The 24,360-nt window shown below is 38.9% G+C and carries 26 protein-coding genes; 1 reads left to right on the forward strand and 25 read right to left on the reverse strand.

Annotated elements, in window-relative coordinates; translation table 11 throughout:
* Positions 1 to 213 precede the first annotated feature (213 nt).
* The 24 genes from AC07YC_RS00825 to prsW form a co-directional block, all read right to left on the reverse strand.
* Entirely contained in the window at positions 214 to 987 is a 774-nt protein-coding gene (locus tag AC07YC_RS00825; RefSeq protein ID WP_494918114.1) for a CheR family methyltransferase, read from the reverse strand.
* Between the two features lie 84 nt (positions 988 to 1,071).
* Positions 1,072 to 1,302: a hypothetical protein gene (locus AC07YC_RS00830; protein WP_008180398.1), complete on the reverse strand. Its 231-nt coding sequence runs from the start codon at positions 1,300 to 1,302 to the stop codon at positions 1,072 to 1,074.
* A gap of 125 nt (positions 1,303 to 1,427) precedes the next feature.
* Positions 1,428 to 3,053, reverse strand: coding sequence for a long-chain fatty acid--CoA ligase (locus AC07YC_RS00835; protein ID WP_336634079.1), 1,626 nt, complete (start codon positions 3,051 to 3,053; stop codon positions 1,428 to 1,430).
* Between the two features lie 68 nt (positions 3,054 to 3,121).
* Positions 3,122 to 3,889, reverse strand: a complete 768-nt coding sequence (locus AC07YC_RS00840) for a 3-hydroxyacyl-CoA dehydrogenase (RefSeq protein WP_494918115.1) — start codon at positions 3,887 to 3,889, stop codon at positions 3,122 to 3,124.
* Between the two features lie 14 nt (positions 3,890 to 3,903).
* Positions 3,904 to 5,052: a thiolase family protein gene (locus AC07YC_RS00845; RefSeq protein WP_494918116.1), complete on the reverse strand. Its 1,149-nt coding sequence runs from the start codon at positions 5,050 to 5,052 to the stop codon at positions 3,904 to 3,906.
* A gap of 261 nt (positions 5,053 to 5,313) precedes the next feature.
* Positions 5,314 to 5,730, reverse strand: a complete 417-nt coding sequence (gene ndk, locus AC07YC_RS00850) for a nucleoside-diphosphate kinase (protein ID WP_008180402.1) — start codon at positions 5,728 to 5,730, stop codon at positions 5,314 to 5,316.
* 86 nt (positions 5,731 to 5,816) lie between these two features.
* Positions 5,817 to 6,791: a heptaprenyl diphosphate synthase component II gene (gene hepT, locus AC07YC_RS00855; protein ID WP_036124578.1), complete on the reverse strand. Its 975-nt coding sequence runs from the start codon at positions 6,789 to 6,791 to the stop codon at positions 5,817 to 5,819.
* Between the two features lie 19 nt (positions 6,792 to 6,810).
* On the reverse strand, positions 6,811 to 7,515 hold the full coding sequence (locus tag AC07YC_RS00860) for a demethylmenaquinone methyltransferase (RefSeq protein WP_402790583.1): 705 nt from the start codon (positions 7,513 to 7,515) through the stop codon (positions 6,811 to 6,813).
* Positions 7,516 to 7,530: 15 nt separating this feature from the next.
* Entirely contained in the window at positions 7,531 to 8,298 is a 768-nt protein-coding gene (locus AC07YC_RS00865; RefSeq protein WP_336634084.1) for a heptaprenyl diphosphate synthase component 1, read from the reverse strand.
* Between the two features lie 253 nt (positions 8,299 to 8,551).
* Positions 8,552 to 8,770, reverse strand: coding sequence for a trp RNA-binding attenuation protein MtrB (mtrB, locus tag AC07YC_RS00870; RefSeq protein WP_008180408.1), 219 nt, complete (start codon positions 8,768 to 8,770; stop codon positions 8,552 to 8,554).
* A gap of 62 nt (positions 8,771 to 8,832) precedes the next feature.
* The gene (folE, locus tag AC07YC_RS00875) at positions 8,833 to 9,402 is read right to left on the reverse strand and encodes a GTP cyclohydrolase I FolE (RefSeq protein WP_008180410.1); all 570 of its coding nucleotides are present in this window, start codon (positions 9,400 to 9,402) and stop codon (positions 8,833 to 8,835) included.
* Between the two features lie 220 nt (positions 9,403 to 9,622).
* On the reverse strand, positions 9,623 to 9,895 hold the full coding sequence (locus AC07YC_RS00880) for an HU family DNA-binding protein (RefSeq protein ID WP_004232618.1): 273 nt from the start codon (positions 9,893 to 9,895) through the stop codon (positions 9,623 to 9,625).
* Positions 9,896 to 10,093: 198 nt separating this feature from the next.
* Positions 10,094 to 11,572: a stage IV sporulation protein A gene (gene spoIVA / locus AC07YC_RS00885; RefSeq protein WP_008180413.1), complete on the reverse strand. Its 1,479-nt coding sequence runs from the start codon at positions 11,570 to 11,572 to the stop codon at positions 10,094 to 10,096.
* Positions 11,573 to 11,664: 92 nt separating this feature from the next.
* On the reverse strand, positions 11,665 to 12,447 hold the full coding sequence (locus tag AC07YC_RS00890; protein WP_336634085.1) for a YphF family lipoprotein: 783 nt from the start codon (positions 12,445 to 12,447) through the stop codon (positions 11,665 to 11,667).
* 22 nt (positions 12,448 to 12,469) lie between these two features.
* On the reverse strand, positions 12,470 to 12,682 hold the full coding sequence (locus AC07YC_RS00895; protein ID WP_008180416.1) for a DUF2768 domain-containing protein: 213 nt from the start codon (positions 12,680 to 12,682) through the stop codon (positions 12,470 to 12,472).
* 223 nt (positions 12,683 to 12,905) lie between these two features.
* The gene (locus AC07YC_RS00900) at positions 12,906 to 13,922 is read right to left on the reverse strand and encodes an NAD(P)H-dependent glycerol-3-phosphate dehydrogenase (RefSeq protein ID WP_036124568.1); all 1,017 of its coding nucleotides are present in this window, start codon (positions 13,920 to 13,922) and stop codon (positions 12,906 to 12,908) included.
* Positions 13,923 to 14,033: 111 nt separating this feature from the next.
* On the reverse strand, positions 14,034 to 15,344 hold the full coding sequence (der, locus tag AC07YC_RS00905; RefSeq protein WP_494918118.1) for a ribosome biogenesis GTPase Der: 1,311 nt from the start codon (positions 15,342 to 15,344) through the stop codon (positions 14,034 to 14,036).
* A gap of 380 nt (positions 15,345 to 15,724) precedes the next feature.
* A complete protein-coding gene (locus AC07YC_RS00910; RefSeq protein ID WP_494918120.1) occupies positions 15,725 to 15,934 on the reverse strand; it encodes a hypothetical protein in 210 nt (69 codons plus the stop codon).
* 139 nt (positions 15,935 to 16,073) lie between these two features.
* A complete protein-coding gene (gene rpsA, locus AC07YC_RS00915; protein ID WP_336634090.1) occupies positions 16,074 to 17,210 on the reverse strand; it encodes a 30S ribosomal protein S1 in 1,137 nt (378 codons plus the stop codon).
* A gap of 102 nt (positions 17,211 to 17,312) precedes the next feature.
* Positions 17,313 to 17,987: a (d)CMP kinase gene (gene cmk / locus AC07YC_RS00920; RefSeq protein ID WP_336634091.1), complete on the reverse strand. Its 675-nt coding sequence runs from the start codon at positions 17,985 to 17,987 to the stop codon at positions 17,313 to 17,315.
* A 96-nt stretch (positions 17,988 to 18,083) separates the two neighbouring features.
* Positions 18,084 to 18,743 (reverse strand): flagellar brake protein, encoded by a 660-nt coding sequence (locus tag AC07YC_RS00925; protein ID WP_336634092.1) that lies wholly within the window; start codon positions 18,741 to 18,743, stop codon positions 18,084 to 18,086.
* Between the two features lie 86 nt (positions 18,744 to 18,829).
* A complete protein-coding gene (locus AC07YC_RS00930) occupies positions 18,830 to 20,113 on the reverse strand; it encodes a PepSY1/2 domain-containing protein (RefSeq protein ID WP_336634093.1) in 1,284 nt (427 codons plus the stop codon).
* 15 nt (positions 20,114 to 20,128) lie between these two features.
* Positions 20,129 to 20,962, reverse strand: a complete 834-nt coding sequence (gene sleB, locus AC07YC_RS00935; RefSeq protein ID WP_494918121.1) for a spore cortex-lytic enzyme — start codon at positions 20,960 to 20,962, stop codon at positions 20,129 to 20,131.
* 96 nt (positions 20,963 to 21,058) lie between these two features.
* Positions 21,059 to 21,733: a glutamic-type intramembrane protease PrsW gene (gene prsW, locus AC07YC_RS00940; protein ID WP_025117419.1), complete on the reverse strand. Its 675-nt coding sequence runs from the start codon at positions 21,731 to 21,733 to the stop codon at positions 21,059 to 21,061.
* Between the two features lie 84 nt (positions 21,734 to 21,817).
* On the opposite strand from prsW, the gene AC07YC_RS00945 reads away from it, so the two are divergent.
* Positions 21,818 to 22,786, forward strand: a complete 969-nt coding sequence (locus tag AC07YC_RS00945) for an asparaginase (protein WP_036124554.1) — start codon at positions 21,818 to 21,820, stop codon at positions 22,784 to 22,786.
* A 28-nt stretch (positions 22,787 to 22,814) separates the two neighbouring features.
* Here the strand turns inward: AC07YC_RS00945 and AC07YC_RS00950 are convergent, their stop codons facing one another.
* Positions 22,815 to 24,356, reverse strand: coding sequence for an aminotransferase class V-fold PLP-dependent enzyme (locus AC07YC_RS00950; protein ID WP_494918122.1), 1,542 nt, complete (start codon positions 24,354 to 24,356; stop codon positions 22,815 to 22,817).
* Positions 24,357 to 24,360 lie beyond the last annotated feature (4 nt).

Raw genomic sequence — 24,360 nt, forward strand, 5'->3', positions numbered from 1 at the left:
TAAGTTCATTCTATTTACATAATCTAAATGCGAATATTCTGAACGACTTGCATAAAACCTTACTACACTACTGAAGTGAAGTGCTAAAATTTATAAAAAATACGCCTTTGCTTAGGATAAGCGAAAAGCGTACGAATTATCTATGTTAATGCTTTAGTTACTATATGTACATGATGAAACCAGTCATTTGTACAAAGCTTTTCATTCATATTATTAACTATTTTTTCGATAGAAGAATGTATCCTCTACTTCAAATTCGTAACGAGATGGATTAAAAATTTGCTCTGTCGATCCTACAAATAGTATGCCATCCTTGCGTAAGGCTTTACTAAAATCGTTATAAATTTGATCTTTGGCATCTTCCGTGAAATAGATCATTACATTGCGGCAAACTATTAAATCATAATTGCTATCATAGGTATCATTAAGCAAATTTTGTTTTTTAAAGGTCACACAACGCTTAATTTCATCCTTCACACGGTAGAAGGACCCCTCTTGTTCAAAATATTTAGCTTTAATGTCATTTGGCACTTCTGCTAATGAGCGTTCTGGATAGACACCTAATTTCGCTTTTTGAATGACATTTTCATCTAAATCAGTAGCAATAATTTGAATTTGAGATAAAGGCACTAATTGAGATAAGACCATTACTAATGAATACGGCTCCTCTCCTGTTGAACAAGCAGCACTCCAAATTTTTAAACGCTTATTTGTTTGTAATAGCTTAGGTAATATTTTCTTTTGCAATACGTCCCAACGCTTGCCATTACGATAAAATTCAGAAACATTAATCGTCATACGATCTAAAAACTCATTCATTAAATCACGATCTTGTTCAAGTGCCTTTAGAAAGTCAACAAAATTTCGATAACCTTTTTTTTCATAAAGTGAGGTTAATCGTCTTTTCATTTGCGCTTCTTTATATAACGCTAAATCTATTCCTGTTTTGCGCTTGATACCTTCTATAAACTGTACATAATCAGACATATGGTCATCTTCCCCTCTAGCGTCGTAGTTTCATTATAGCGGAAAAGAGACAATCCTGAAATAGTCTTTCTCATGTATACCCATCTACTTGCTTGAGTTTTGTTTTTCCTCTAATAGTAGCACCTTAGACTGTTCTAATTCAAGGCGCATTTTTTCCGTTTCAATCGTATAGGTTTCTAATCGAAGTTTTTCTAATTCCACTTCTTTTTCGATAGCCTTTAATTTAATTTTTTGCTGTCTCGTACGAGAATCTGTGAAAATCCCAGCTAAAGAAATAATAACCCCACCAATAATCGCTACAATCGCAATTGACAATACGTCCACTTCCTTTCGTTATTCAAATTATACGGCAAAATGGAAAAAATAGTTTCACTTTTCAGGAATTTATTTCAATTAAAAAATGAAGGTAGCTTTTCACTACCTTCATTCTAGCTAATTGACTAAACTTGTACACGATAATCTTTTAAATCTTCTCGTAATTTCGCCTTCAAAAATTTGCCTACAGATGTTTTTGGTACTTCCTGAATGAAAACAATATCATCCGGAATCCATGTTTTATGGAATTGTGCTTGTAAATTTTCGATGAGCTCCTCTTTAGAAATGGAATCCTTATACTCTGGCTTTGGCACTACACATGCCAAAGGACGTTCTAGCCATTTTTCATGTGGGATAGCAATCACAGCAGCTTCAAAGACTTTTGGATGAGACATTAAAGCATTTTCTAACTCAACTGACGAAATCCATTCACCACCGCTCTTAATTAAATCTTTTGTACGATCGGTAATTTTTATATAGCCGTCTGGCGTCATTACCGCAATATCCCCTGTATAAAGCCAACCATCCTTAAAGGCTTCATCTGTACGCTCATCTTGATAGTACTCATTTGCGATCCATGGACCCCGTATCGTTAGCTCTCCCATTGTTTCGCCATCCCATGGGACCTCGCCATTTTCATTCACAACACGAGTTTCAAGAAGGGGCATGGTCATCCCTTGGGTAATGCGAACATGCATTTTTTCATCAGCCGTGTAGTCCTGCATATGGGTTAAATACGTTGATAAGCTTACAAGTGGAGAGGTCTCCGTCATCCCATACCCAGTCATATAAGGAATCTTCAGCTCCTCCTCGAAGCCTCTTACAAGACCAATAGGTGAGGCAGATCCGCCACAAACAATTAATCGCATTGACGATAGGTCACGAGGGTGTTGACGTTGCTCCTGTAAAACACCGAGCCAAATAGTAGGTACACCTGCCGTCAAGGTTACTTTATACACGTCAAAAAGCTCAAGTAAAAGCTGAGGCGTAAACATAGGCCCTGGTAATACCTGAGTAGCACCAAAGGCTACACTAGCAAAGGGGAAGCCCCACGCATTGGCATGAAACATAGGTACAACAGGTAGTACAACATCTGACTCACAAATGGCAATACTATCTGCAAGCCCAGCAGTTAAACTGTGAAGGACGATACTGCGATGTGTATAAACTACGCCCTTCGGCATACCAGTCGTTGCACTCGTATAACACATGCCAGCAGGTGTATTTTCATCTAAATCATCTGGAAATGTGAAATGCTCATTGGCATCTGCAATTAGTGCTTCATAGGACAAAGCATTTGGAATGGGTATTGATTCTAGTGCCACAGCATCTCCCATAATAATAATGTGCTTAACCGTTTTTAACTGTGAAACAAATGGTGCGATAAGGGGTACTAAATTGTCGTCAATTAATAATATTTCATCCTCCGCATGATTGATAACATAGACAATATGCTCTGGTGCTAGTCGTATATTGATCATATGCAGGACTGCTCCTGCACATGGTACAGCAAAATAGGCTTCCAAATGACGATGATGATTCCAAGCAAATGTCCCAACCTTCGTGCCCTGGTGCATACCTAATTTTGTAAGGGCATCCGCTAATTGACGTGTTCGTTTGACATATTCTTTATACGTAAATTCATGAATAGTTGTAGCGCTTGTTCGGGAATATATTTTCTTTGACTGAAAAAATCGTTCTGCTCGATTCAAAAAACTTGTTAATATTAAAGGCGTATCCATCATATGCATGTTACCGCTCCCCTTCGCTGACAAATTTTCGAAACACCGAGGCTGACTGCTGCTACAATTAAAAAGATTTACTTAGGCTGCATCCGAATGGCTCCATCCAAACGAATGACCTCACCATTTAACAAACCATTTTGGATAATGCTTTCTACCAGAAGTGCATATTCGGATGGCTTGCCGAGTCGTTTAGGGAATGGTGTCATTTGTGCAAGAGCCGCCCTTGCAGGCTCAGGTAAAGATGCAAACATAGGCGTTTCAACTAAACCAGGTGCAATAGTCATCACACGCACACCAAACTCCGCAAGCTCGCGTGCAATTGGCAATGTCATGGCTGCTACGCCACCCTTTGACGCACTATAGGCAGCCTGTCCAATTTGTCCGTCAAATGCTGCTACGGACGCCGTATTAATAATAACGCCGCGCTGCCCATCCTCGTTTGGCTCATTACACTGCATTTTCTCAGCTACTAGACGGATGACATTGAATGTACCGATTAAATTAACCGTTATTATTTTTTCAAATAAACTAAGCGTATGAATTCCCCGCTTGGAAATTACTTTGCTCGCATCTGCAATTCCTGCACAGTTCACCGCTACATTTATAGGGCCAAATGCTGCTATGGCTTGCTCAAGACCTGTTGCTATATCTTCCTCCTTTGTTACATCTACTCGTACATAAATTGCACTTTCCCCTAATTCCTCTACTAGAGCTTGTCCTCTTTCATCATTCACATCAAAGATGATGGATTTGCCACCTTGTTCAACGATGTGACGAACAGTCGCCTCTCCTAAACCAGATGCCCCACCTGTTACAACTGCAACTACTTCATGCTTCCTCATTGCACATCCCCCCTTTACATTTTTTCAATAATCGTAGCATTAGCCATCCCCATACCTTCACAAATAGCTAGTAAGCCGTACCGGTAATTTTCTCGTTCCATGCGATAGAGCAAAGTCGTTAACAATTTTGTTCCGGTAGCACCTAATGGGTGTCCTAGTGCAATTGCTCCGCCATCTGGATTGAGCTTCTTTGGGTCCCCACCAATTTCCTGCAACCACACAAGAGGCACAGGTGCAAAGGCTTCATTGACCTCATACGTATCAATATCCTCTATGTTCAAGCCAGATCGCTCTAACGCCCTTCGAGTTGCTTCGATTGGTCCCGTTAACATCAATGTCGGGTCAGAACCTACAACAACTCTTGTGATAATTTTAGCGAGTGGCTGAATCCCAAGTTCCTGTGCCTTATCCAATGCCATTACCACTACTGCTGATGCCCCATCACTCATCTGACTAGCATTACCCGCCGTAATGACGCCATCCTCTTGAAAAACAGTTTTTAAACCATTTAAAATGTCAACCGTAGTTTCAGCACGAGGTCCCTCATCCTTAACAATTGTTGCGACAGTGCCATCTTCTTGAATGACTTCAATAGGTAGAATTTCGTCTTTGAAAGACCCTGCTTCAATGGCAGCTAGTGCTCGTTGATGACTCTCGTAGGCATAACTATTAAGCTGCTCTTTTGATAAGGACCATTTTTCGGCTATTTTCTCTGCTGATAGTCCTTGATGTATAATATTATAATTTCCCTGTAAGCGATTACCTAAATGAGCATTTTTCATGTTAGCTCCCATAGGCACTCTAGACATACTTTCCACACCGCCAGCAATTACTATATCCATATCCCCCGCTAATATAGCTTGTGCAGCGAAATGCACGGCTTGCTGGCTTGACCCACATTGACGGTCAATGGTCACACCTGGCACACTATCAGGAAATCCAGCCATTAACAGGGCTGTCCGCGCCATATTTCCTCCCTGCTCTGCAGTCTGCGTCACACAGCCTAGAATGACATCATCCACTTGTTCCTTATTTATGCCTGCCCGCTGTACAGCCTCCTGCAACACATCGGCTGCCATATCATCCGCTCGAACATGACTTAATACTCCCTTACTTCGCCCCACAGCCGTTCGCACAGCCGCAACAATCACCACTTCTCTCATCTCCATTGCCCCTTTTCCTCGTCATCCTTCACAGTTTATTGACAAGACTATTAATATATTCCTCACTTAATTATCAGAATATTATAGCATTTATTGTACATGAACAAGAAGTTTTTAACAATTCCATATGGTTATAGAAATAGATGATTCACTAAGTTGACTGGCCCATCTAAACAACTGATATCCTACTAGCCATCTCCATTTTTAAGCAAAAAAAAAAGCAATCTCAATTATATTGAGATTGCCTAATCTATTCGCAAATTAAACTAAATCTTCACCGAAGAATAAAGCGATTTCGCGCTCTGCAGAAGCAAGAGAGTCTGAACCGTGGATGATGTTGTGAGAAACAGTTGTTGCGTAGTCACCACGGATTGTACCTGGGTTAGATTCCTCAGGCTTTGTTGCACCCATCATTGTACGTGCAAGTTTAATTACGTTTTCGCCTTCCCATACCATAGCGAATACAGGACCAGAAGTGATGAAATCAACTAGTTCACCAAAGAATGGACGCTCAGCATGCTCAGCATAGTGCTTTTCTGCTAAATCTTTTGAAATTACCATTAATTTAGCACCTTTCATTACAAAACCGCGACGCTCAAAACGATCAACGATGTCTCCAACTACTTGACGCTCAACGCCATCTGGCTTAACCATTAAAAAAGTTTGTTCAATTGCCATGTTTAAAACACTCCTTAAATTCTTCTAACAGGTTTTACACCTACCGATAAATATTAACAAAAAATGAGGCTTTGTACAACAAAAAGCTAGAATTTGCGCTTACCCATAAACAATGCGACATCACGTAGCTTTTTCTTTACGGGATGTTTTGGCAAAGCATCTATTTCTTGTAAAGCCTTTTTCAAATATTTATCACTCATACGATTAGCTTGCTCAATTGCATGAGATTTACGCACATACTGCAACATATTTTGACGTTCGGCTTCTGTTAATGTACCGGCAAATACTTTTACCAAGAATGGTTGCATCTCCGGGTCATCCTTTAACAAGAGAATCGGTAAGGTAATATTGCCTTGTAATAAATCACTACCTGCTGGCTTTCCTAGCTCCTTATCTGTTGCCATAATATCTAACACATCGTCGATAATTTGGAAGCTCATGCCCACAAAGTAGCCGAAGCGTTTTAAATGACGTACAGTTTTAGCATCAACGCCTGCCGCAACAGCCCCTAGCTCACAACTAGAGGAAATGAGTAGAGCTGTTTTGCGTTTGATTCTTCTAAAATAATCCTTTAAACCTTGATCAAGTCTAAATTTATCTTCAATTTGAATAACTTCACCGTTACAAATCTCAACCATGGTACGTGCTAAAATTTGATGAACTAGTGGGTCTTCTATTTTTGTAATATATTCGAGAGCACGTGCAAAAATAAAATCGCCCGTGTACATTGCTACTCGGTTATTCCATTGCGCTTTGACAGTTGGGCGTCCTCTTCGCATATTGGAATCATCAATAACATCATCATGGACAAGTGATGCCATATGAATGAGCTCTAAAGGAACTGCAACATCCTTCATCTTCTCAATGTCATATTCACCAAATTTTGCACCTAGTAATACAAAAATTGGTCGTATACGTTTGCCACCAGCTTGTAATAAATGGAGAGAAGCATCGTTGATCAAATATGAAGATGAGTCCACCGCATTTTCTAACTCTCGTTCAATGATATCGATATCTGATTTCAAATCGGAATAGAGTAGTTTTAACTTCATCTTTTCCACGTGTGAAAACCTTCCCCCATTAACGTATCTTTTTAAAGCCTATATGCATTGCCGCAGCCCCGCCACTGTATGCTTTGTACGATACTTTTTCTAATCCTGCCTGCTCAAACAATGCCGCTAACTTTTTCATACCTGGGAAATCATTCGCAGATTCTTGAAGCCAAGAATACTCCTTGTAACTTTTCGCAAATATTTTACCAAATATCGGCATTATAAATTTAAAATAAAAACGGAATAATTGACGGTAACCAGGAATTTCAGATTGAGATGTTTCTAAACAAACAACCATTCCACCTGGTTTAACGACACGGTGCATTTCCTTTAAGACTTGCAAATAATCTGGTACATTGCGTAGACCAAAGCCAATTGTCACATAATCAAACGTATCATCTGGGAAAGGTAATTCCATAGCATTTCCATGAATCAGTTCAATTTGTGGATATGATTGTACTTTTTGTTCGCCAACTTTAAGCATGTTTTGACTAAAGTCGAGTCCTTTTACTTCTCCACTTTCTCCAACTGCCTCAGCCAATGCAATCGTCCAATCTGCTGTACCACAGCAAACATCCAATGCCTTTGATCCAGGTTTGACAGCCATGTGTTTCATCGTATCGTTACGCCAACCAATATGCATTTGGAAACTAATAACACCGTTCATTTTGTCATAATTATCCGAGATACTCTCAAATACTTCATGAACATGCTCTGCTTTCGTTTTAGCCATTTTGAAAAACCTCTCTTATCCGTTAGTAGAAGCAATAGAAGCCTCTACATGTGCATGTAAAGCTCGTTTCACATCACTTTGTAAAAATGATGCACTCTCCACCATCTTCGACAGCTCTATTTTTAAATGCACTATTTTTTCCTTGATGACGCTATTAAAAGTAGTACCATGACGTTGAACACTTTCTTCAAGTGCCTTACCTATTAAGGACGTTTGTCCACGTTGATAAGCTGCCATTTCTTTTTCTAAACGTAAGATCAATAAACTTTTTTCCATCAACGGTATATATTCACTAAAGGAATAAAGCTCGAAAAACTGAGCAATTAATCCTGATTCAATATTGCACATCGAAGCATACCATTGCTCGATTGTTCTTTGTTCGGTCTCGTACACCTTTATCTGGTTTTCACATCGTGCCACAATTCCTTGTGACAAATTTCGTATCAATGCGACATTTCCAGACATCGCTAATATTTCGTAATAACGACCACTATAAAAATCCCCAGCTAATACTGTAAGCTGCTGTTCTTTAGAAGTAGCATCTAATTCTTTTATGTGATCATGTGCCGCCAATGCCGCATACACAATGCCTACAGTAATGGCAGCCTCTTGTTGCTCTTGTTGCCACTCTTCACCATTCAAAAACGGGACTAACAAATAAAACAATTGATTTTCATCTAACACAGGCATTCCTGTGTATTTTTGCAAAGTTCTATGACGAACATCCATGAAAATCTCTGTTTTTAACTGGGCAATTGAATTTTGAATGTATGTTGCATTCATAGACCTTACTCCATTTCACTTTCAAATACGTTAATCCTATTGAAGGCTTAACGTTTGCTTACTGAGTCATTATAGCATACGCAACGATGCGGAATAAAAAAATTTTGCTTTCTTCAAGAGGATAGGCAGTAGAGCTTTCCCATGTAAAGGGAATGCTACTGCCCATATAATTAGTTTTTCACATCTCACTCTTTTATATGTGCCTAAATGGCACGGGATAAAAACTATGATGAAACCATATCTTGTCTATTTATTATTTTTTTGCTTCGCTATGAATCACACCATGTGCTGTATGAATCTGTGCTTTCCCTCGAATCTTCATCGCAGAAGTGTGTTCTGTAAATTGAGCAATCATAACTTCGCCGGCATCTAATTTTTCAGAATGATGGAACTTTGTATCTGTTCCACGCGTTAAACCAATGACATGTACACCATCTTCTTCAGCTTGAATAACAATATAATCTTGTGACATTCTTGTACACTCCTTAAATCCGACAAATTCTTAGTTCATCATAACATAATTAGACAAGCAATTTAAGACATTTGAATAAATGATAGAACTTCTCTACGCTTCACTTCATCTTGCTCATAAACACCACGAGCTACAGATGTTACTGTCTTAGAGCCTGGTTTTTTCAGCCCTCGCATAGTCATACACATATGCTCAGCCTCAATCACCACATAAACTCCTTTTGGTGCGAGCATTTCCATAATGGTATCAGCGACTGAAGATGTAATACGTTCTTGCAACTGTGGTCGACGAGCAATTGTTTCTACTGCACGCCCTAATTTGCTTAGTCCTGCAACAATGCCGTCATTTGGTATGTAAGCGACATGTGCTTTTCCATAGAACGGAACTAGATGATGCTCACACATCGAATAAAAAGGAATATCTTTAACAAGAACCAATTCTTCATGATCCTCGTGGAACACTGTTCTAAAATAGTCTTTGGCATCTTCATGTAAGCCACTAAACATCTCAGCATACATTTTTGCGACACGTTTTGGTGTATCTAATAAACCTTCTCGATTTACGTCTTCACCTACCGCCTCTAAAATCATTTTTACTGCTTCTTCTATTTTCAATAAATCTATATTCGACATTCGAAAAAACCTCCTGCGTATCAAAACATTACACATTTCCCTATGCATCGTAGCACATCCAAAAGGTAAGCGCAAAATGACTTACTTGTTTCACAAAAAAATTGCTGCAAGTTAGCAAATCTAGCTTTTATTATCATTATGTATAGTCAACTTGAAGTTAAAAAGAGCAGTCTTCATGTTGTTCACATGAAGACTGCTCTATGTAACTACTAGACGAGTATTATTTTACTGCGTCTTTAAGCGCTTTACCTGGTTTGAAAGCAGGTACCTTGCTAGCAGCGATTTCGATTTCTTTACCAGTTTGTGGGTTACGACCTTTACGAGCCGCACGTTCACGTACTTCGAAGTTACCAAAACCAATTAATTGTACTTTGTCACCCTTTGCAAGAGCATCTTGAATTGTATCAAATACAGCTTCAACTGCTTTAGAAGCGTCTTTTTTAGAAAGACCTGCAGCTTCAGCAACAGAGTTTACTAATTCTGTTTTATTCACACCATTCACCTCCTCTCAAAGGGTCATGAACCAATTCTGTAAAAAGAGTAACACATAGAAAACCGCTACGCAACTGTATTCATTCATGATTATAACCAAAAAATCAGTTTTTCACCCAAAAAATCAAAAAAAAGGACTTTTCGCATAAAAACGAAAAGCCTTTTTCCTATTTTTTACACTTATTTTTATTTTTTATCACTATAAAATAAATGTTACTAACCCTCGATCACCTTCGTTTACCATACGTTCGATCGTTTGACGCATCCGTTTTTTGGCTGTATTTGGAACTGCATCCATTTTATATCGAATACCTTCTTTCAATACTTCATGTAATGGTGTTCCAAAAAGTTGGGTATTCCATAGAGCATCACGATCATGTAAATAAGCATGGTTCAAATCTTTTAAAAGTTGCTGACTATGGAACTCAGAGCCGATTAACGGGGCAAATTCTGAATCCATATCGACACGAATAATATGATAAGATGGCGCCTTCGCTTTCATTCGTACACCAAAGAAATTATTTTGCTTAATTAATTCTGGGGCTGTTGGCTCAAATTCCTGCATCATTGGTAATGTAACACCATAGCCTGTCGTATCCGCATCATGAATGGCACTTTTAAAGCGTTTTTGAGCTTCTTTTGCCTCTGCTGCTTCTTTAATAAACAGTAGCCAATCTTTTTTCGTCTCGATCGGTTCTTCTAACCACTCATTACAAACCGATTTATATAGTTCACCCTGTAAGGACACACGAATTACAGCTGTGCCAATACCAGCATCTACATGGACTACTTCACTTTGATCAATAAAATCAATAGCTTTAAAAGCATCGGATGCTTGTTGCACATCTCTAATTTTCATAACAGAAGAAAGTACTTCTTCCATCGAATCAATCAATGCAACATTTAATGGATGTGAGGCATCTAACACATCTAACCAATCTGGCTTCTCCACCTCTATCGTACGGATTGGGAATTCAAATAACGCCTCTTGTAAAATATACTGAATATCAGTTTCTCTCATTTGATCAATTGCAATGGCGATAACGGGAACATTATAACGTTCAAACAACTCATTGCGCAGTTGAACAGTTTCTTCTCTAGCTGGCATTTGGCAATTAAGTAGAATGACAAAAGGCTTGCCAATTTCCTTTAGTTGCTCAACAATCTCTTCTTCTGCCCTCTCAGCAGCTCGACGACTAATACCGTTAACCGTTCCATCAGTTGTCACTACAATTCCAATATTCGCATGATCGCGAATTACTTTATCCGTACCTATTTTCGCTGCTTCTTGGAACGGAATAGGCTCTGTATGCCAAGGAGTATGAACAAATTTTGGACCATTTTCATCTTCATAGCCTTTTGTTCCTTCGATAATGTAACCTACACAATCTGCTAATCGAATTTGAAATGGCATTTCATCGTCACCGACCACAATACGGGTTGCTTGGGCAGGCACAAACTTCGGCTCAGCAGTCATAATGACTGGCCCCGGAGAACTTTGTGGCAACTCATCCTGTGCTCGCATTCTTTCTGTTTCATCCACAATGTTTGGTAACACGACGGATTCCATTACCTTTTTTACAAATGTTGATTTACCTACACGTACTGGACCGACAACACCAATATAAACATCGCCATTTGTTCGCTCTGCAATTTCTCTAAATACTGCTTCACTCAAGGTTTCTGCCTCCTTTATCTACGCTTTTTCACTATATGCGAGCTTGTAGACAAATATGAAAAAGCCCCTTACAAATGTAAGGAGCTTGTTGATTATTCTTCTTTTTTCTTGGCGGCTTCTGCCTCTTGTTTTTGTCGTTCTTGAGCCTTCTTGACATCTGCCTTATACGTGACCATATCATAAACTGGCTCACCCTTCTCGTCCACTGTATACGGAACAGAGTAGGCAGGAACTACAGGAAATTTATCGACAAGTAATTGGCGAATATCATCCCCCGGTTTGACATCCGGCTTGTCTTCTTTTAGAAGTTGTCCTAAATCAATGGAATAATCTACATGCAATTCACCGTCACCAGTCATAAAGAGCGGTAATTCGACGCCTGAATAGGGACTTTTCACAGTAACCTCAGTTTTATAGCCCAAATCCTTATAATTAATTTGGTATACATTATCAGATGATGAACCTGTTATTGGTAAATATTGTGTAGATAGTTTCCGAATTCCTATTTCGCGAATGCGCTCTGCAGCATTTAAATCTACTAGTTTAACGGTCGCTTCATGCTCAGGATCCCAAATAATATACTGATATATACCGCCTTTTTCATAGGCATTTCCAGGGATCGTCGACAAATACTTCGGCATAAGCTTTTCAAAATCAATTAAATACTTGATATATAAATCTGTATCTAATTCGCTATTTTTAATGGGTACTAGCCCACCAGTTGCTTCACGGTATTCATTAACAGCACGCTGTACAGCTGCTAGTTGGTCCACATCAGGCGTAACCTTCGCCCTTTTCTCGTCTTCTGGGTACGCACACCCGACTAACAATATGGCGGTTGCAATTACCACCAGAAAAGTACTTAGTTTTTTCATGTTACTAACACCTCGTTATTTATTATGCTGGCCATGTGGCAACAATAAGTACCATTAAAAATGTGCCAAGTCCAAACAGTATGTATGCACATAAATTTACGATTGTTCGTAAAAATACATTCGAAATCTTGTTACGAGCTAAATAAATTAAGCCGACTGATATTATCATAAAGCCTATACAATAAAACGATACCCACATTACATCCAAAGCAGGCATATGAGCTAACGGGCCCATTTCAAATAACCACCTTTCTTTCTATGTCAAGACACAATCAAAGTATATTATACTATGTGCCTTTGTTAAAAAGAAATAGTTGTCCCATAACTATCAAGAAATGGACAACCTTTTAAAATGCTTTAACTATTCATTTACTAGCACATAATAAGGTGTCTCAGTAGATTCACCGAGACACCTTATTTATGTCCGTTTCATGACAAATTTAATCATAAAAATAATATTAATGCTTCATCTCGTCAATTTCACGTTTCTTCATGCGCATCATAAGTGCGTCTACTGCCACTTTCGGCTCTACCTCATTAAAGAGTACACTATAAAGCTCTGTAGAAATAGGCATTGCCACACCATACTTTTCTGCTAATTGATAGGCAGCCTTTGTCGTACGTACACCCTCTACAACCATCCCCATTTGATCGAGAACCTCTTGTAACTTCATGCCCTGTCCTAACATATTACCTGCTCGCCAGTTTCTTGAGTGAACGCTTGTACACGTCACAATCAAATCACCCATGCCTGTAAGCCCTGAGAACGTAAATGGATTACCACCCATTTTTACCCCTAAACGAGTAATCTCCGCAAGTCCTCGTGTAATTAATGCGGCTTTCGCGTTATCCCCATAATTCAAGCCATCGGTAATGCCTGCAGCTAAAGCGATAACATTTTTCAATGCCCCACCAATTTCTACACCAATCACATCGTCATTTGTATAAACACGGAAAAATTGATTCATAAATAAATCCTGTACTTTTTCAGCAGCATCTATGTCCGCACATGCAGCTGTAACGGTTGTAGGATGATGAAGGACTACTTCCTCAGCATGACTAGGCCCTGAAAGCACTACAATTTCATCCACTTTTTCAGCAGGTAAGCTCTCTGCTAATATTTCAGAAATTCGCTTTAAAGAGTCAGGCTCAATTCCTTTTGAAACATGTACAAATAAAACTTTTTTAGTTAATTCAGCCGTCAATTTTTCACAAACCTCACGAATTGCTTTTGTCGGCACAGCTACAACGATTGTTTCAGCATGTGTTGCTGCCTTTGCAATATCACTCGTAGCATGTAAATTTGTTGGCAAGACCGTTTCAGGTAAATATTTTTTATTGGTATGCATACGGTTGATTTCTTCTGCCTGTTCAGCTCGATGTGTCCATACAAGCGTATCATGGCCATTTTCCGCCAGTACCATTGCCAGCGCAGACCCCCAAGAGCCTGCCCCTAACACACAAACTTTTTCCATAAAAAAAATCCTCCCTTATTGTGGGTTGTCTACACTACTTTATTTTCTTGTAAAAAGACGCCACCCAACAATTGTGTCGGGTTGGCGTATTGTATGTGTATGACGATAACTTTAAGCACGAGCACGTGTAATTAAACGAATCGGCGTTCCTTCAAAGTCGAATGTTTCACGAATACGATTTTCTAAGAAACGTTCATAAGAGAAGTGCATAAGCTCAGGTTCATTAACAAATACCACAAACGTTGGTGGTTTAATTGCAACCTGTGTAGCGTAGTAAATACGTAAACGGCGACCTTTATCGGTTGGCGCAGGATTACGTGCTACAGAATCTTCTATGACTTCATTTAAAATAGAAGATTGAATACGCATCGCATGATTCTCACTAACACGTTGGATAATCGGTAAAATTTGATGAACACGCTGTTTCGTATTAGCCGAAACGAAAATTATCGGTGCATAGTCTAAAAATAGGAAATGCTCACGAATTTGCTGCGTAAAAACATTCATCGTTTTTTCGTCTTTCTCGATAGCATCCCATTTATTGACAACAATCACAACTGCTTTTCCGGCTTCATGTGCATACCCAGCAATTTTCTTATCTTGCTCCTGAATACCTTCTTCCGCATTCATAACCACTAACACAACGTCTGAACGTTCAATCGCACGTAACGCACGCAAAACAGAATATTTCTCGGTCGTCTCATAGATTTTCCCTTTTTTACGCATACCGGCAGTATCAATAATGACATATTCCTGATCATCATACGCATAAGGTGTGTCAATTGCATCACGTGTCGTACCCGCAATATCACTAACAATTACTCGATCTTGACCTAAGAAAGCATTCACTAAAGATGATTTCCCCACATTCGGACGACCGATTAATGAGAATTTAATTACATCATCTCCGTACTGCTCTTCATCTTCTTGCGGGAAATGTTTCGCACATTCGTCTAATAAATCCCCTAAACCTAACCCGTGAGAGCCAGAAATTGGCCAAGGCTCACCGAAGCCCAATGCATAAAAATCATAAATCATTTCACGCATATCAGGATTATCGATTTTATTGACTGCTAGTACAACGGGTTTCTTAGTTTTGTATAAAATTTTAGCTACTTGCTCATCGGCTGCTGTTACCCCTTCACGACCATTAGTCATAAAAATAATAACGTCTGCTTCATCAATGGCGATTTCAGCTTGTTGACGAATTTGCTCTAAAAACGGCTCGTCCCCAATTTCAATCCCACCTGTATCAATAATATTAAAATCGTGTGTTAACCACTCTGCCGAACTATAAATACGATCACGTGTTACGCCTGGGATATCTTCCACAATAGACACACGCTCTCCAACGATACGGTTAAAAATCGTCGACTTACCTACGTTCGGACGACCTACGATGGCTACTACTGGTTTCGTCATCTGTACTTCATCCTTCCAACTTCTTGTCTTTCGCTATTATACACGAAAAATGCCATTATATCATATCATATCCATAAAGTAGAACGCTATGTATGGCTTTACCAATCCAAACGATTTATTTTCGCGATTTTATGATGTGTTTTGAGTGCGTGAGTGGAAGGTTTTAAATTCTATCAATTGGCAGGCTTTTTCGTTATATTGCGGGCTGTATCCGTCACTTTTGGAGTTGTATCCGTCACTTTCGGGATTCTATCCGTCACTTTGCATGCTTTATCCGTCACTTTTTGTATCTGCTCCTTCTTCGATGCTTCTATCCCTCACTATTGGAGGTTTATCCCGCTTCGCTACCTCACCATCACCTTGTAAGATGTATCTACCATTTATAACTTCCTTCCCGTTACTTTGCGAGTTGTATCCATCACTTTGCGGGTTCTATCCGTCACTTTTGGGATTCTATCCGTCACTTTGCGCGTTCTATCCGTCACTTTTTGAGTTCTACCCGTCACTTTGCGCGTTCTATCCGTCACTTTTTGAGTTCTATCCGTCACTTTGCGCGTTCTATCCGCCACTTTTTGAGTTCTATCCGTCACTTTGCTTTGTCTATCCACCACTTTTTGAATCCTATCCGCACTTTATAAGTCTTCACCCATTTCATCTATCACTTTGCAAATCCTATCTCAACACTCCAACAAAAAAACGAGGATACAATCTTGTATCCTCGCGTTCTTCTTATTTAAAGTTTTTTAATTGATCGCCAATTACGTCTCCGAATGAGAAGCCTGTGTTTTCTTCAGGTAATTCGTAGTCGATCACTTCTTCTGCATCAGGATTTTCCAGTAATTCTTTAATGCTTAGCGCTAATCGACCGTCTTCAGCATTGACATCAAGGACTTTCACTTGCACTTCTTGTCCTTCTTTTAATGCTTCATGTGGTGTATTGATATGTTTGTGAGCGATTTGCGAAATGTGCACTAATCCTTCAACACCTGGGAAAACTTCCACAAATGCGCCGAAAGAAGTAAGACGTTTCACTTTCCCGTCTAAAATAGCACCTTTAGCTGCACGTTCTTCGATATTAGACCAAGGTCCAGGGATCGTTTCTTTGATTGATAATGAAATGCGTTCATTTGCTGGATCAACAGATAGAACTTTTACAGTTACACCTTGTCCTTCTGATAAAACCTCACTCACATCGCTTACATGCTCATGAGACACTTGTGAAATGTGGACAAGCCCATCGATACCACCAAGGTCAATAAATGCTCCAAACGATGCTAAACGCTGTACTTTACCATCTAAAACATCGCCAGCCTTAATTTGATTAATAACATTTTGCTTTTGTGAAGCTTTTTCTGATTCCACTACTGCGCGATGAGATAAAATTAGGCGATTCTTTTCTTTATCAAGCTCAACAATTTTAAAGCTTAATGTTTTGCCTTTATAGCCTTCAAAATCATCAACAAAGTAGTCTTCTACAAGCGATGCTGGTACAAAGCCACGTACACCTAAATCTACGACAAGACCACCTTTAACAATATCCTTCACTTCCGCTTCGAAAATTTCTCCTGCGGTAAATTGTTGCTCAAGTGTATCCCATGCTTTTAAAGCATCCACTTTACGTTTTGATAGGACAAAATTTTCTTCCTCAACCTTTGTAATCATCAAATCTAACTCATCCCCAACAGAGATGACATCAGAAGCTTTCTCAATGTGCAAGCTTGATAATTCACTGATTGGGACAATACCATCAAATGGTGCACCTGGAATTGATACAGATACTGCCTTTTCATCAACTTGCTCTGCAATACCTTTGACGATATCACCCTCGTTAAACGTTTGTTCTGCATAGTTCATTTCTTCAGACATATGTAACCCTCCTTCGCATCTTCCCTTACTATTTTATTCGATATTGAAGACAAAGACAAAAATAAATCCTTTAAATTTGAAAAATGTCTGAAATTTTAGGATTTATAGCATTTTTTCTTCTGCTAATTTTAAAATAGCTTGTGCTGCATCTTCGATAGACAACGCTGTCGTATCTAAAAATACGGCATCTTCTGCTTGGATAAGTGGTGATGCTTCACGCTCACTATCTTTTTTATCACGTAATGCAATTTCTTCCTGAAGTTTTTCAAGTGAAGAGTCGATTCCTCTTTTTTGATTATCTATCAATCGTCTTCTTGCGCGTTCTTCTACCGTTGCAGACATAAAAATCTTTAGCTCTGCATCTTTCAATACATGTGTAGCAATATCGCGGCCATCCATAACGACGCCACCATTTGCTGCCAGCTTTTGTTGTTGAGCTACTAATAACTCACGAACCTTTGCATGAGCAGCTACTTGAGAAACTGATGAAGTGACTTCATTTGATCGAATATCAGCAGATACATTGTGACCATCTAAAAAGACAAGCTGGCCCTGTGGAGATGGCTTTAAATCAATGGTACTTGCTGCTAACATTTCAGCTAATTTTGCTTCATCATCTAAATGTATGTTTTGTTGCATCGCTTTATACGTAACTGCTCGATACATTGCACCTGTATCGATGTAAGTAAAATCAAGTGACTCAGCAACAATTTTTGCAATAGTACTTTTACCGGCACCAGCAGGCCCGTCTATCGCAATTTGAATGTTTTTCTTCATATTTTTCCCTACTTTCTGTCACCTCATATTGTATCATATAACCTATAAAAAGCCCTCTGCTAGGAGAGGGCTTTTAAAAAATTACTATGCAAAATATTAAGCATTAAAGGGATTCAATTCTTTACGACGATTGCCTAATTGACGCTCAAAGCAAAAGCGCACGATATGCTGTTGGTCAACATCATCTGAATCCGTTAGCTGGATTGTTGCAATTCGTTTAGAATCTTTTTCAAAAATACGCACGACAGTTGCCTCTGTTATCACGTATTTCACATCCCCATTGGCAAATGGTAAGGCAACCGTTAATTTCACCTCATCCTCATCATTGAAAGCCACTTCACCTTTCAAAACGAGGGCCAAGCCTCCTGCACTAATATCCGCAGCAACTAATTGATATTTGTGATCCTTGAACTGAACGGCCACATCCACGGGTGTTTCAACTCGTACATATTCTCGTCGTTGAATTTTAATAAATTCCTCTGGCTTTGGACAATGCAACATAATCATAGGTATATGGCCCGCTTTACGGCCTATTACCTCCGTATTAAAGGCAAATGATTGTTTGTCCTCAGTGCGAAAGGTTGCTCTAAATTCAGAGCCATCTATCAAAAATGCTGTTTTCTTTGTCGCCATATTAATTGGATAATCAATATAAAGAATATGATCTTGTTGCTCTACAACTTTACAGCGGAATTTCTCCACACGCTCTGTATAAGTCGGTTCAAGTTGTAATTGTGTGCCAATTTTAATCTCCATGAGCATCTCCCCGTACAATAAATATGGTTTAATTATCTCATGAGATATAAATTTTGGCTATAAAAATTGGTAGTATTTTCTTATTATTAAGTTAAATATTCCACTTTTAAAACATTATGATTTTCTGCATCAATGACGATTCTAAATGTTTCTTGTGTTTTACCATCACGCAAGGCAATGACCTCATAGCATAGACGTTGTTCAAATTCTCCATTATCTGTATAAATATTTTTTACTTCTTGCACTTGAATATCATCCTGGAAGAACGTTTTCCAATCAATTGGTTTTGCTGTTTGCTTTTTAATATTTTCTTCTTGAATGTATTCCATCGCGTTTGCCCCTAATAGCTCACCTGTATCTTTTGCTAATTTAAGTTGAACACCATCCGCATAAATTAATGCGTTATCCCCTGGATGTACACGGGCAAACGTTACATGCCATGCCTGATGGTTTTCACGCGATTCCACATAGGCTAAATCATTCATGCCTAATTTCTTTAAATAATCTTCGGCTTTTTTGAGAATTTCCTCTTGTGACTGCTTCGCTTCGTCAACAGGGCGTTCTACTAAATAGGATAGTAAATGTCCTCCTTTTACCGTTAAATCCACATACCCTAAACGAATCCCTTGATGGAATTGTATATGATAGAAAGGATATGGTGCGGTGTCACTACTTTTTGTGACAGTAAATGTTGCATCTTTAATTACTGGGAATAAATGCTTCACTTTTTCCAACGCTTCTTTTTCTGTAATTTCAGCATCCTGTAAAGCTTTTAAAGCAATTTTTTTCTGCCAATCTGATTCAGATAATGTCAGCGGGAAATCTTTTTCTCCATAACCTTTTAACGTGTCTTTCACTTTATCAAAGTTCGTGTTTGGATTTTTATTATCGACTTGCTGCAGCCAAACATCCATTTTTCCATTATGTTTATAAAAATCAACGGTTGCAGCTGTCCAATCATCAGATAGAGCTTGTAAATTCGTAGAGACCTGTGGCATTTTTTCACGCCAAGCATCATAATCACCTGTTTTTGCAGTTCTCTTCGCTTCATCGCCAAGTCGCCCTAAATAATTCATCCATTCATTAGATAATTCTTGCCCTATCGGAATATTAGCAATGGAAGAACGGACTTCTGAGCTTAAACGCCAAACGGAATCTAATTCACTGTGAATGGCTTGCTCATCTTGAAACAGTAGGGATTGTGAAACTGATCGCTGTAGATGAGATAGTTTTTCAGATGCATCTGTTAGCTTATCGGTATACTGCGCTAGAACAGTACGTTGTAAATCTTCTTTATCACCATGTAAATCTATACTATATGCCCCTAACCCGATAACAGCTATCGTTAAGACCACGAGCCAAGTTTTCATCTATGTTCCTCCTTTCTATGAACAGAAAATATGCTCTCCAATTTGTTTAATTTGTGGACGAGACCAAATCCATTTACTTGTTGCCGTTTTCGGATTGAAATAATACAAAGCATTTTCAGATGGATCCCAGCCATTCATTGCATCAATAACAGCTTCTTTTGCTCTATCATTAGGCTCTAACCAAATTTGTCCATCAGCTACAGCTGTAAACGCTAAAGGTTGAAATATAATACCTGAAATCGTATTCGGGAAATCGGGACTTTCTAAACGGTTTAAAATAACTGCCGCTACGGCTACTTGTCCCTCATATGGCTCTCCCCTTGCTTCTCCATACACAGCATTCGCCATTAACTGTAAATCACGCTCTGTATATTTAGGTGGAACTTGAGTTTGTGTTCCATTGTTATTCGTAGTACCACTACTATTTCCTCCACCACTACCGGCACCACTACCTGTACTAGTCCCTTTTTTCACTTGCTGATCAAGAGGAACACCACCATAATAGGTAAATTGATTACCGGCATTTAATTGCGCTTTTACCCATTTTTCATCGTAATCAGAATAGCCAGCTATAGTTTTTTTGGTCTTCGCTCCAGCGACACCATCTACTGGTAAACCATATTTCTCTTGGAAATTACGTAATGCCCAGTATGTGTTATAGCCAAATTTCCCATCAATTTTACTCTTATAAAAACCTAAGTATTGTAGCCTTGCTTGCAATTCAATGACATCATCTCCATAGGCACCACGAGTAATTTGCTGGTCACTAAAGGCAATCACTTCATTTTGAGGAATCGCAATTATACTAATTCCTAATATCAAAGCAAAAAGTATGCTTACTAAACGCACTTTTATCACTCCTTTTTTTTATAGCTTGAAACAAAAGAGGCAATTTATACATGATAAAAAAGAATAAAGCGTAGAAATCTTGACGATTTCTACGCTTTAAATTTTTTTATGCATATGCAAATGTTGTACTAGATGATAATGCGCTAGTTTCACCTTTCGTAGGCCAAACCACCATAAAAATAGCATAAAAGGAATCATTAAATAAATCCAGTGACCTTTAAATGATAATATTGTATTGTATAGAATGTGAAGTACCACTGGTGCACAAAGCGCCATAGCAATCATTTCTTTCGTCTTGGCAAGCTTTGAAAACTTAGCACGTCCATAATAGTAGCCCATGACTACGCCAAATAATGCATGACTTGATACAGGCAATAAGGCGCGCATAAATGCTGTATCCAAGCCAAAGGATAATAAATAAAGTACGTTCTCGATTGTGGCAAAACCAAGTGATATACTTGCCCCATACAATATACCGTCATATGGATCATCAAATTCAACATGATTGTAGATGGCAATTAATAGCACAAACCATTTAAAAAATTCTTCAACAACACTAGAGAAAAGTACGTCTTGAAGGTAAAAATATCGAAAAACCCCTTCCTCTGTTAGTACATATTGTAAAAACAGAATCGGGAACGTTAAAAATGCACCGTATAAAAATGTTTGTAATAAAGTTTTTCTTGGCTCCGTAGCCATTTGATTGCGCAAATAGAAATAACTAAAAAGCGCTAGACCGGGAGCAATGGCAGCAGATAATAAAATGATCATGATGCCGGCTCCTTTCAACAATAGACTGCTATTATTATACCATGTAATGACAAAAAAACTTTTTAAAAGGAGATTTTATTTTTTATGAAAAAAACAATTTTATTAATTCATACTGGCGGCACAATCTCCATGGCGATGAGTGCTGAAGGAGCAGTTATGCCCAATAAAGAAAATCCGCTTATGAAAGAGAGCAATAAACTTAATTCATTAGCGACCATTATTGAAATAGAAGCTTTTAACCTACCTTCTCCACATATCACGCCAAAAGAAATGCTTCAATTACGCAACTTGATTATGGAGCAAACTACAGCAAAGCAAATCGATGGCGTTGTCATTACACATGGTACAGATACATTAGAAGAAACTGCCTATTTCTTAGAACTGACTACAAATTTAGCCATCCCCATTGTATTGACAGGGGCGATGCGCTCATCCAATGAGCTTGGAGCAGATGGTATTTATAATTTAATGGAGGCAATTCGGGTAGCGGTCGATGATGAAGCACGCGACAAAGGCGTTCTTGTTGTGATGAACGATGAGGTACACCTTGCCGTCAATACAACGAAAACGAGCACAAGTTCGGTCAATACCTTCCAATCTCCACAATATGGACCAATTGGGCTAATTACAAAATCACGTATTTTGTTCCACCATGCACCAATTCGTCGTCAATACGTAGAAATTAATAATTTATCTAAACGCGTAGCCATGCTAAAAGTTTATGCTGGTATGGAAGAAGATCTACTAGATGTTGTGCTCGCATGTAAATATGAGGGTGTTGTGCTTGAAGGATTAGGTCAAGGGAATGTCCCACCTTCTGTTGTTAAAGGCATCGAGAGTCTGATCCAACGAAATATTCCTGTGGTGCTCGTTTCCCGCTGCTTTAATGGAATTGCAGAAGGTGTCTATGGATATATTGGTGGTGGTAAAATGCTGGAAGACTTAGGTGCGATATTTGCCACAGGAATAAATGGTCAAAAGGCACGATTAAAATTATTAATTGGACTTAACACAACTGGAGAGCCTTTAAATTTAAAGGATTTTTTCCTGTAAAGTCAATGTATTCATATTGAGCACTTGCTTATGCCTCGCTTATTTGTTCATAGTAGTGCAGCATTTCATTAAGACGCACAAAAGCATCTTCGAAATCTGGCTGAATGACCGCAAACTGAAGAAATCCTCTTTGACGTAAATATGGGCTATCACCATGAACTAATAGTCCATTAAGGGCTAAATCGATGTGTAGGTTTGAAAGTGTCTTTGGCAGTTGAATGGTTATAAGCATTGGGTACCGATTTGTTGGTAATTGAAAGTGCATATAGGGTAGCTGCAGCAGTGCCTCAAAACGTTGCTGTAGCCGCTCATAGCGGACAGGATAGGCTTGTAAAGACTCATCTAAATTACCAAGCAACACGGCTGGAAGCGTAAAAGGTATGGCACCTTGCTGGTACTTTGCTAAATCCAAGTATGCAGGCAATGTAGTGGCGGATTGCGCTAAGTATTGTGAAAATACAAATGCGAGCCCACTTACTGCCCCAATTGCTTTCCCACTCACTGCAGTAGCCAAATAACAGTCCTGTAACGAAAATGGCATAGCACCGAACGTACTGATGCTATCTACACATAGCTTCACATTATAACACTTTGCCAATTGACTAAGACCATCTAAATTATTACAAGTCCCCGTCGAGGTTTCCCCATGCACGACCAACATCCACTCAAATGCCCCAGTTGCTAATAATAACGCTATTTTCTCGCAATCAAATAATGTTCCCCATTCTTGTTCAACGACATCAAAATCTAATGACCAACGGACTGCTTGTTTTCTCAACCGTTCACCAAATTCCCCATTTGTTAGAATAAGACCTTTCCCTAATTGCTGTGCCTGTAATTGAGCAAGCATCACCTCATTGGCCAATGTTCCAGTTCCAACGATTATTCCAACATGCTTGGTATTCGCTAAATGTAGTAACTTTTGCTGTACTCGTTCATAGATTGCCTTAAAACTTAGCGAACGATGCGATAAATTGGTATATCCAATCGTCTCTAATTGCTTAACGGGTCCAGGATAAAAAGTATAGTTATCTTTTGCAAGCCTACGTTGGAGGTCCTGTTCAAATACATCTCTAGTAAGCACCATAGGTAAAAACTGGGCATCCGTTGCGCCAACAGCTGGAGCAAACTGTTGAAAACCCATTTGCTTATAGAGCTTTTCTTCACGCGTTGTTCCCGAAATTACGGCTGCCGTATAGCCCTTTTCATAGGCAAATGTGTTTAAAGCTTGAGTGAGCTTCAATAGGACTCGCCCAGTTCGATAATTTTTTTTCACAGCAAGTAAGCGTATTTCACAAATCTTGTCACAAACCTCTTGCGGTAAAAATTGCTCCACCTTCCCAATTTTTTCATCAATTGAAAAGGGTCTTTGATCTCTAAATGCTACCATTCCTATTAATTCTGTTTTTTTATACACCACTATATATGTATTTTGCTCATGGAATCGGTCAACTTTTAGTCTTTGCATATTGGGCTCATGCTGTGGTATTTCCTCCACAAATGTCTCATAATTCAATCGCGCAATCGCCTCATACTCTTCATTTGTTTGAGCTATTTTACACCAATACATCTCT

The sequence above is a fragment of the Lysinibacillus sp. GW247-5R2A genome (assembly GCF_059424475.1).

Coding starts and splice junctions, on each gene's coding strand:
- AC07YC_RS00825 (WP_494918114.1), bottom strand. CDS start 987: ATGTCTGATTATGTACAGTTTATAGAAGGTATCAAGCGCAAAACAGGA.
- AC07YC_RS00835 (WP_336634079.1), bottom strand. CDS start 3,053: ATGCATATGATGGATACGCCTTTAATATTAACAAGTTTTTTGAATCGA.
- AC07YC_RS00840 (WP_494918115.1), bottom strand. CDS start 3,889: ATGAGGAAGCATGAAGTAGTTGCAGTTGTAACAGGTGGGGCATCTGGT.
- AC07YC_RS00845 (WP_494918116.1), bottom strand. CDS start 5,052: ATGAGAGAAGTGGTGATTGTTGCGGCTGTGCGAACGGCTGTGGGGCGA.
- ndk (WP_008180402.1), bottom strand. CDS start 5,730: ATGGCAATTGAACAAACTTTTTTAATGGTTAAGCCAGATGGCGTTGAG.
- AC07YC_RS00860 (WP_402790583.1), bottom strand. CDS start 7,515: ATGGCTAAAACGAAAGCAGAGCATGTTCATGAAGTATTTGAGAGTATC.
- AC07YC_RS00865 (WP_336634084.1), bottom strand. CDS start 8,298: ATGAATGCAACATACATTCAAAATTCAATTGCCCAGTTAAAAACAGAG.
- mtrB (WP_008180408.1), bottom strand. CDS start 8,770: ATGTCACAAGATTATATTGTTATTCAAGCTGAAGAAGATGGTGTACAT.
- folE (WP_008180410.1), bottom strand. CDS start 9,402: ATGTCGAATATAGATTTATTGAAAATAGAAGAAGCAGTAAAAATGATT.
- AC07YC_RS00890 (WP_336634085.1), bottom strand. CDS start 12,447: ATGAAAAAACTAAGTACTTTTCTGGTGGTAATTGCAACCGCCATATTG.
- AC07YC_RS00895 (WP_008180416.1), bottom strand. CDS start 12,682: ATGGGCCCGTTAGCTCATATGCCTGCTTTGGATGTAATGTGGGTATCG.
- AC07YC_RS00900 (WP_036124568.1), bottom strand. CDS start 13,922: ATGGAAAAAGTTTGTGTGTTAGGGGCAGGCTCTTGGGGGTCTGCGCTG.
- der (WP_494918118.1), bottom strand. CDS start 15,344: ATGACGAAACCAGTAGTAGCCATCGTAGGTCGTCCGAACGTAGGTAAG.
- rpsA (WP_336634090.1), bottom strand. CDS start 17,210: ATGTCTGAAGAAATGAACTATGCAGAACAAACGTTTAACGAGGGTGAT.
- cmk (WP_336634091.1), bottom strand. CDS start 17,987: ATGAAGAAAAACATTCAAATTGCGATAGACGGGCCTGCTGGTGCCGGT.
- AC07YC_RS00925 (WP_336634092.1), bottom strand. CDS start 18,743: ATGGAGATTAAAATTGGCACACAATTACAACTTGAACCGACTTATACA.
- AC07YC_RS00930 (WP_336634093.1), bottom strand. CDS start 20,113: ATGAAAACTTGGCTCGTGGTCTTAACGATAGCTGTTATCGGGTTAGGG.
- prsW (WP_025117419.1), bottom strand. CDS start 21,733: ATGATCATTTTATTATCTGCTGCCATTGCTCCCGGTCTAGCGCTTTTT.
- AC07YC_RS00945 (WP_036124554.1), top strand. CDS start 21,818: ATGAAAAAAACAATTTTATTAATTCATACTGGCGGCACAATCTCCATG.
- AC07YC_RS00950 (WP_494918122.1), bottom strand. CDS start 24,356: ATGTATTGGTGTAAAATAGCTCAAACAAATGAAGAGTATGAGGCGATT.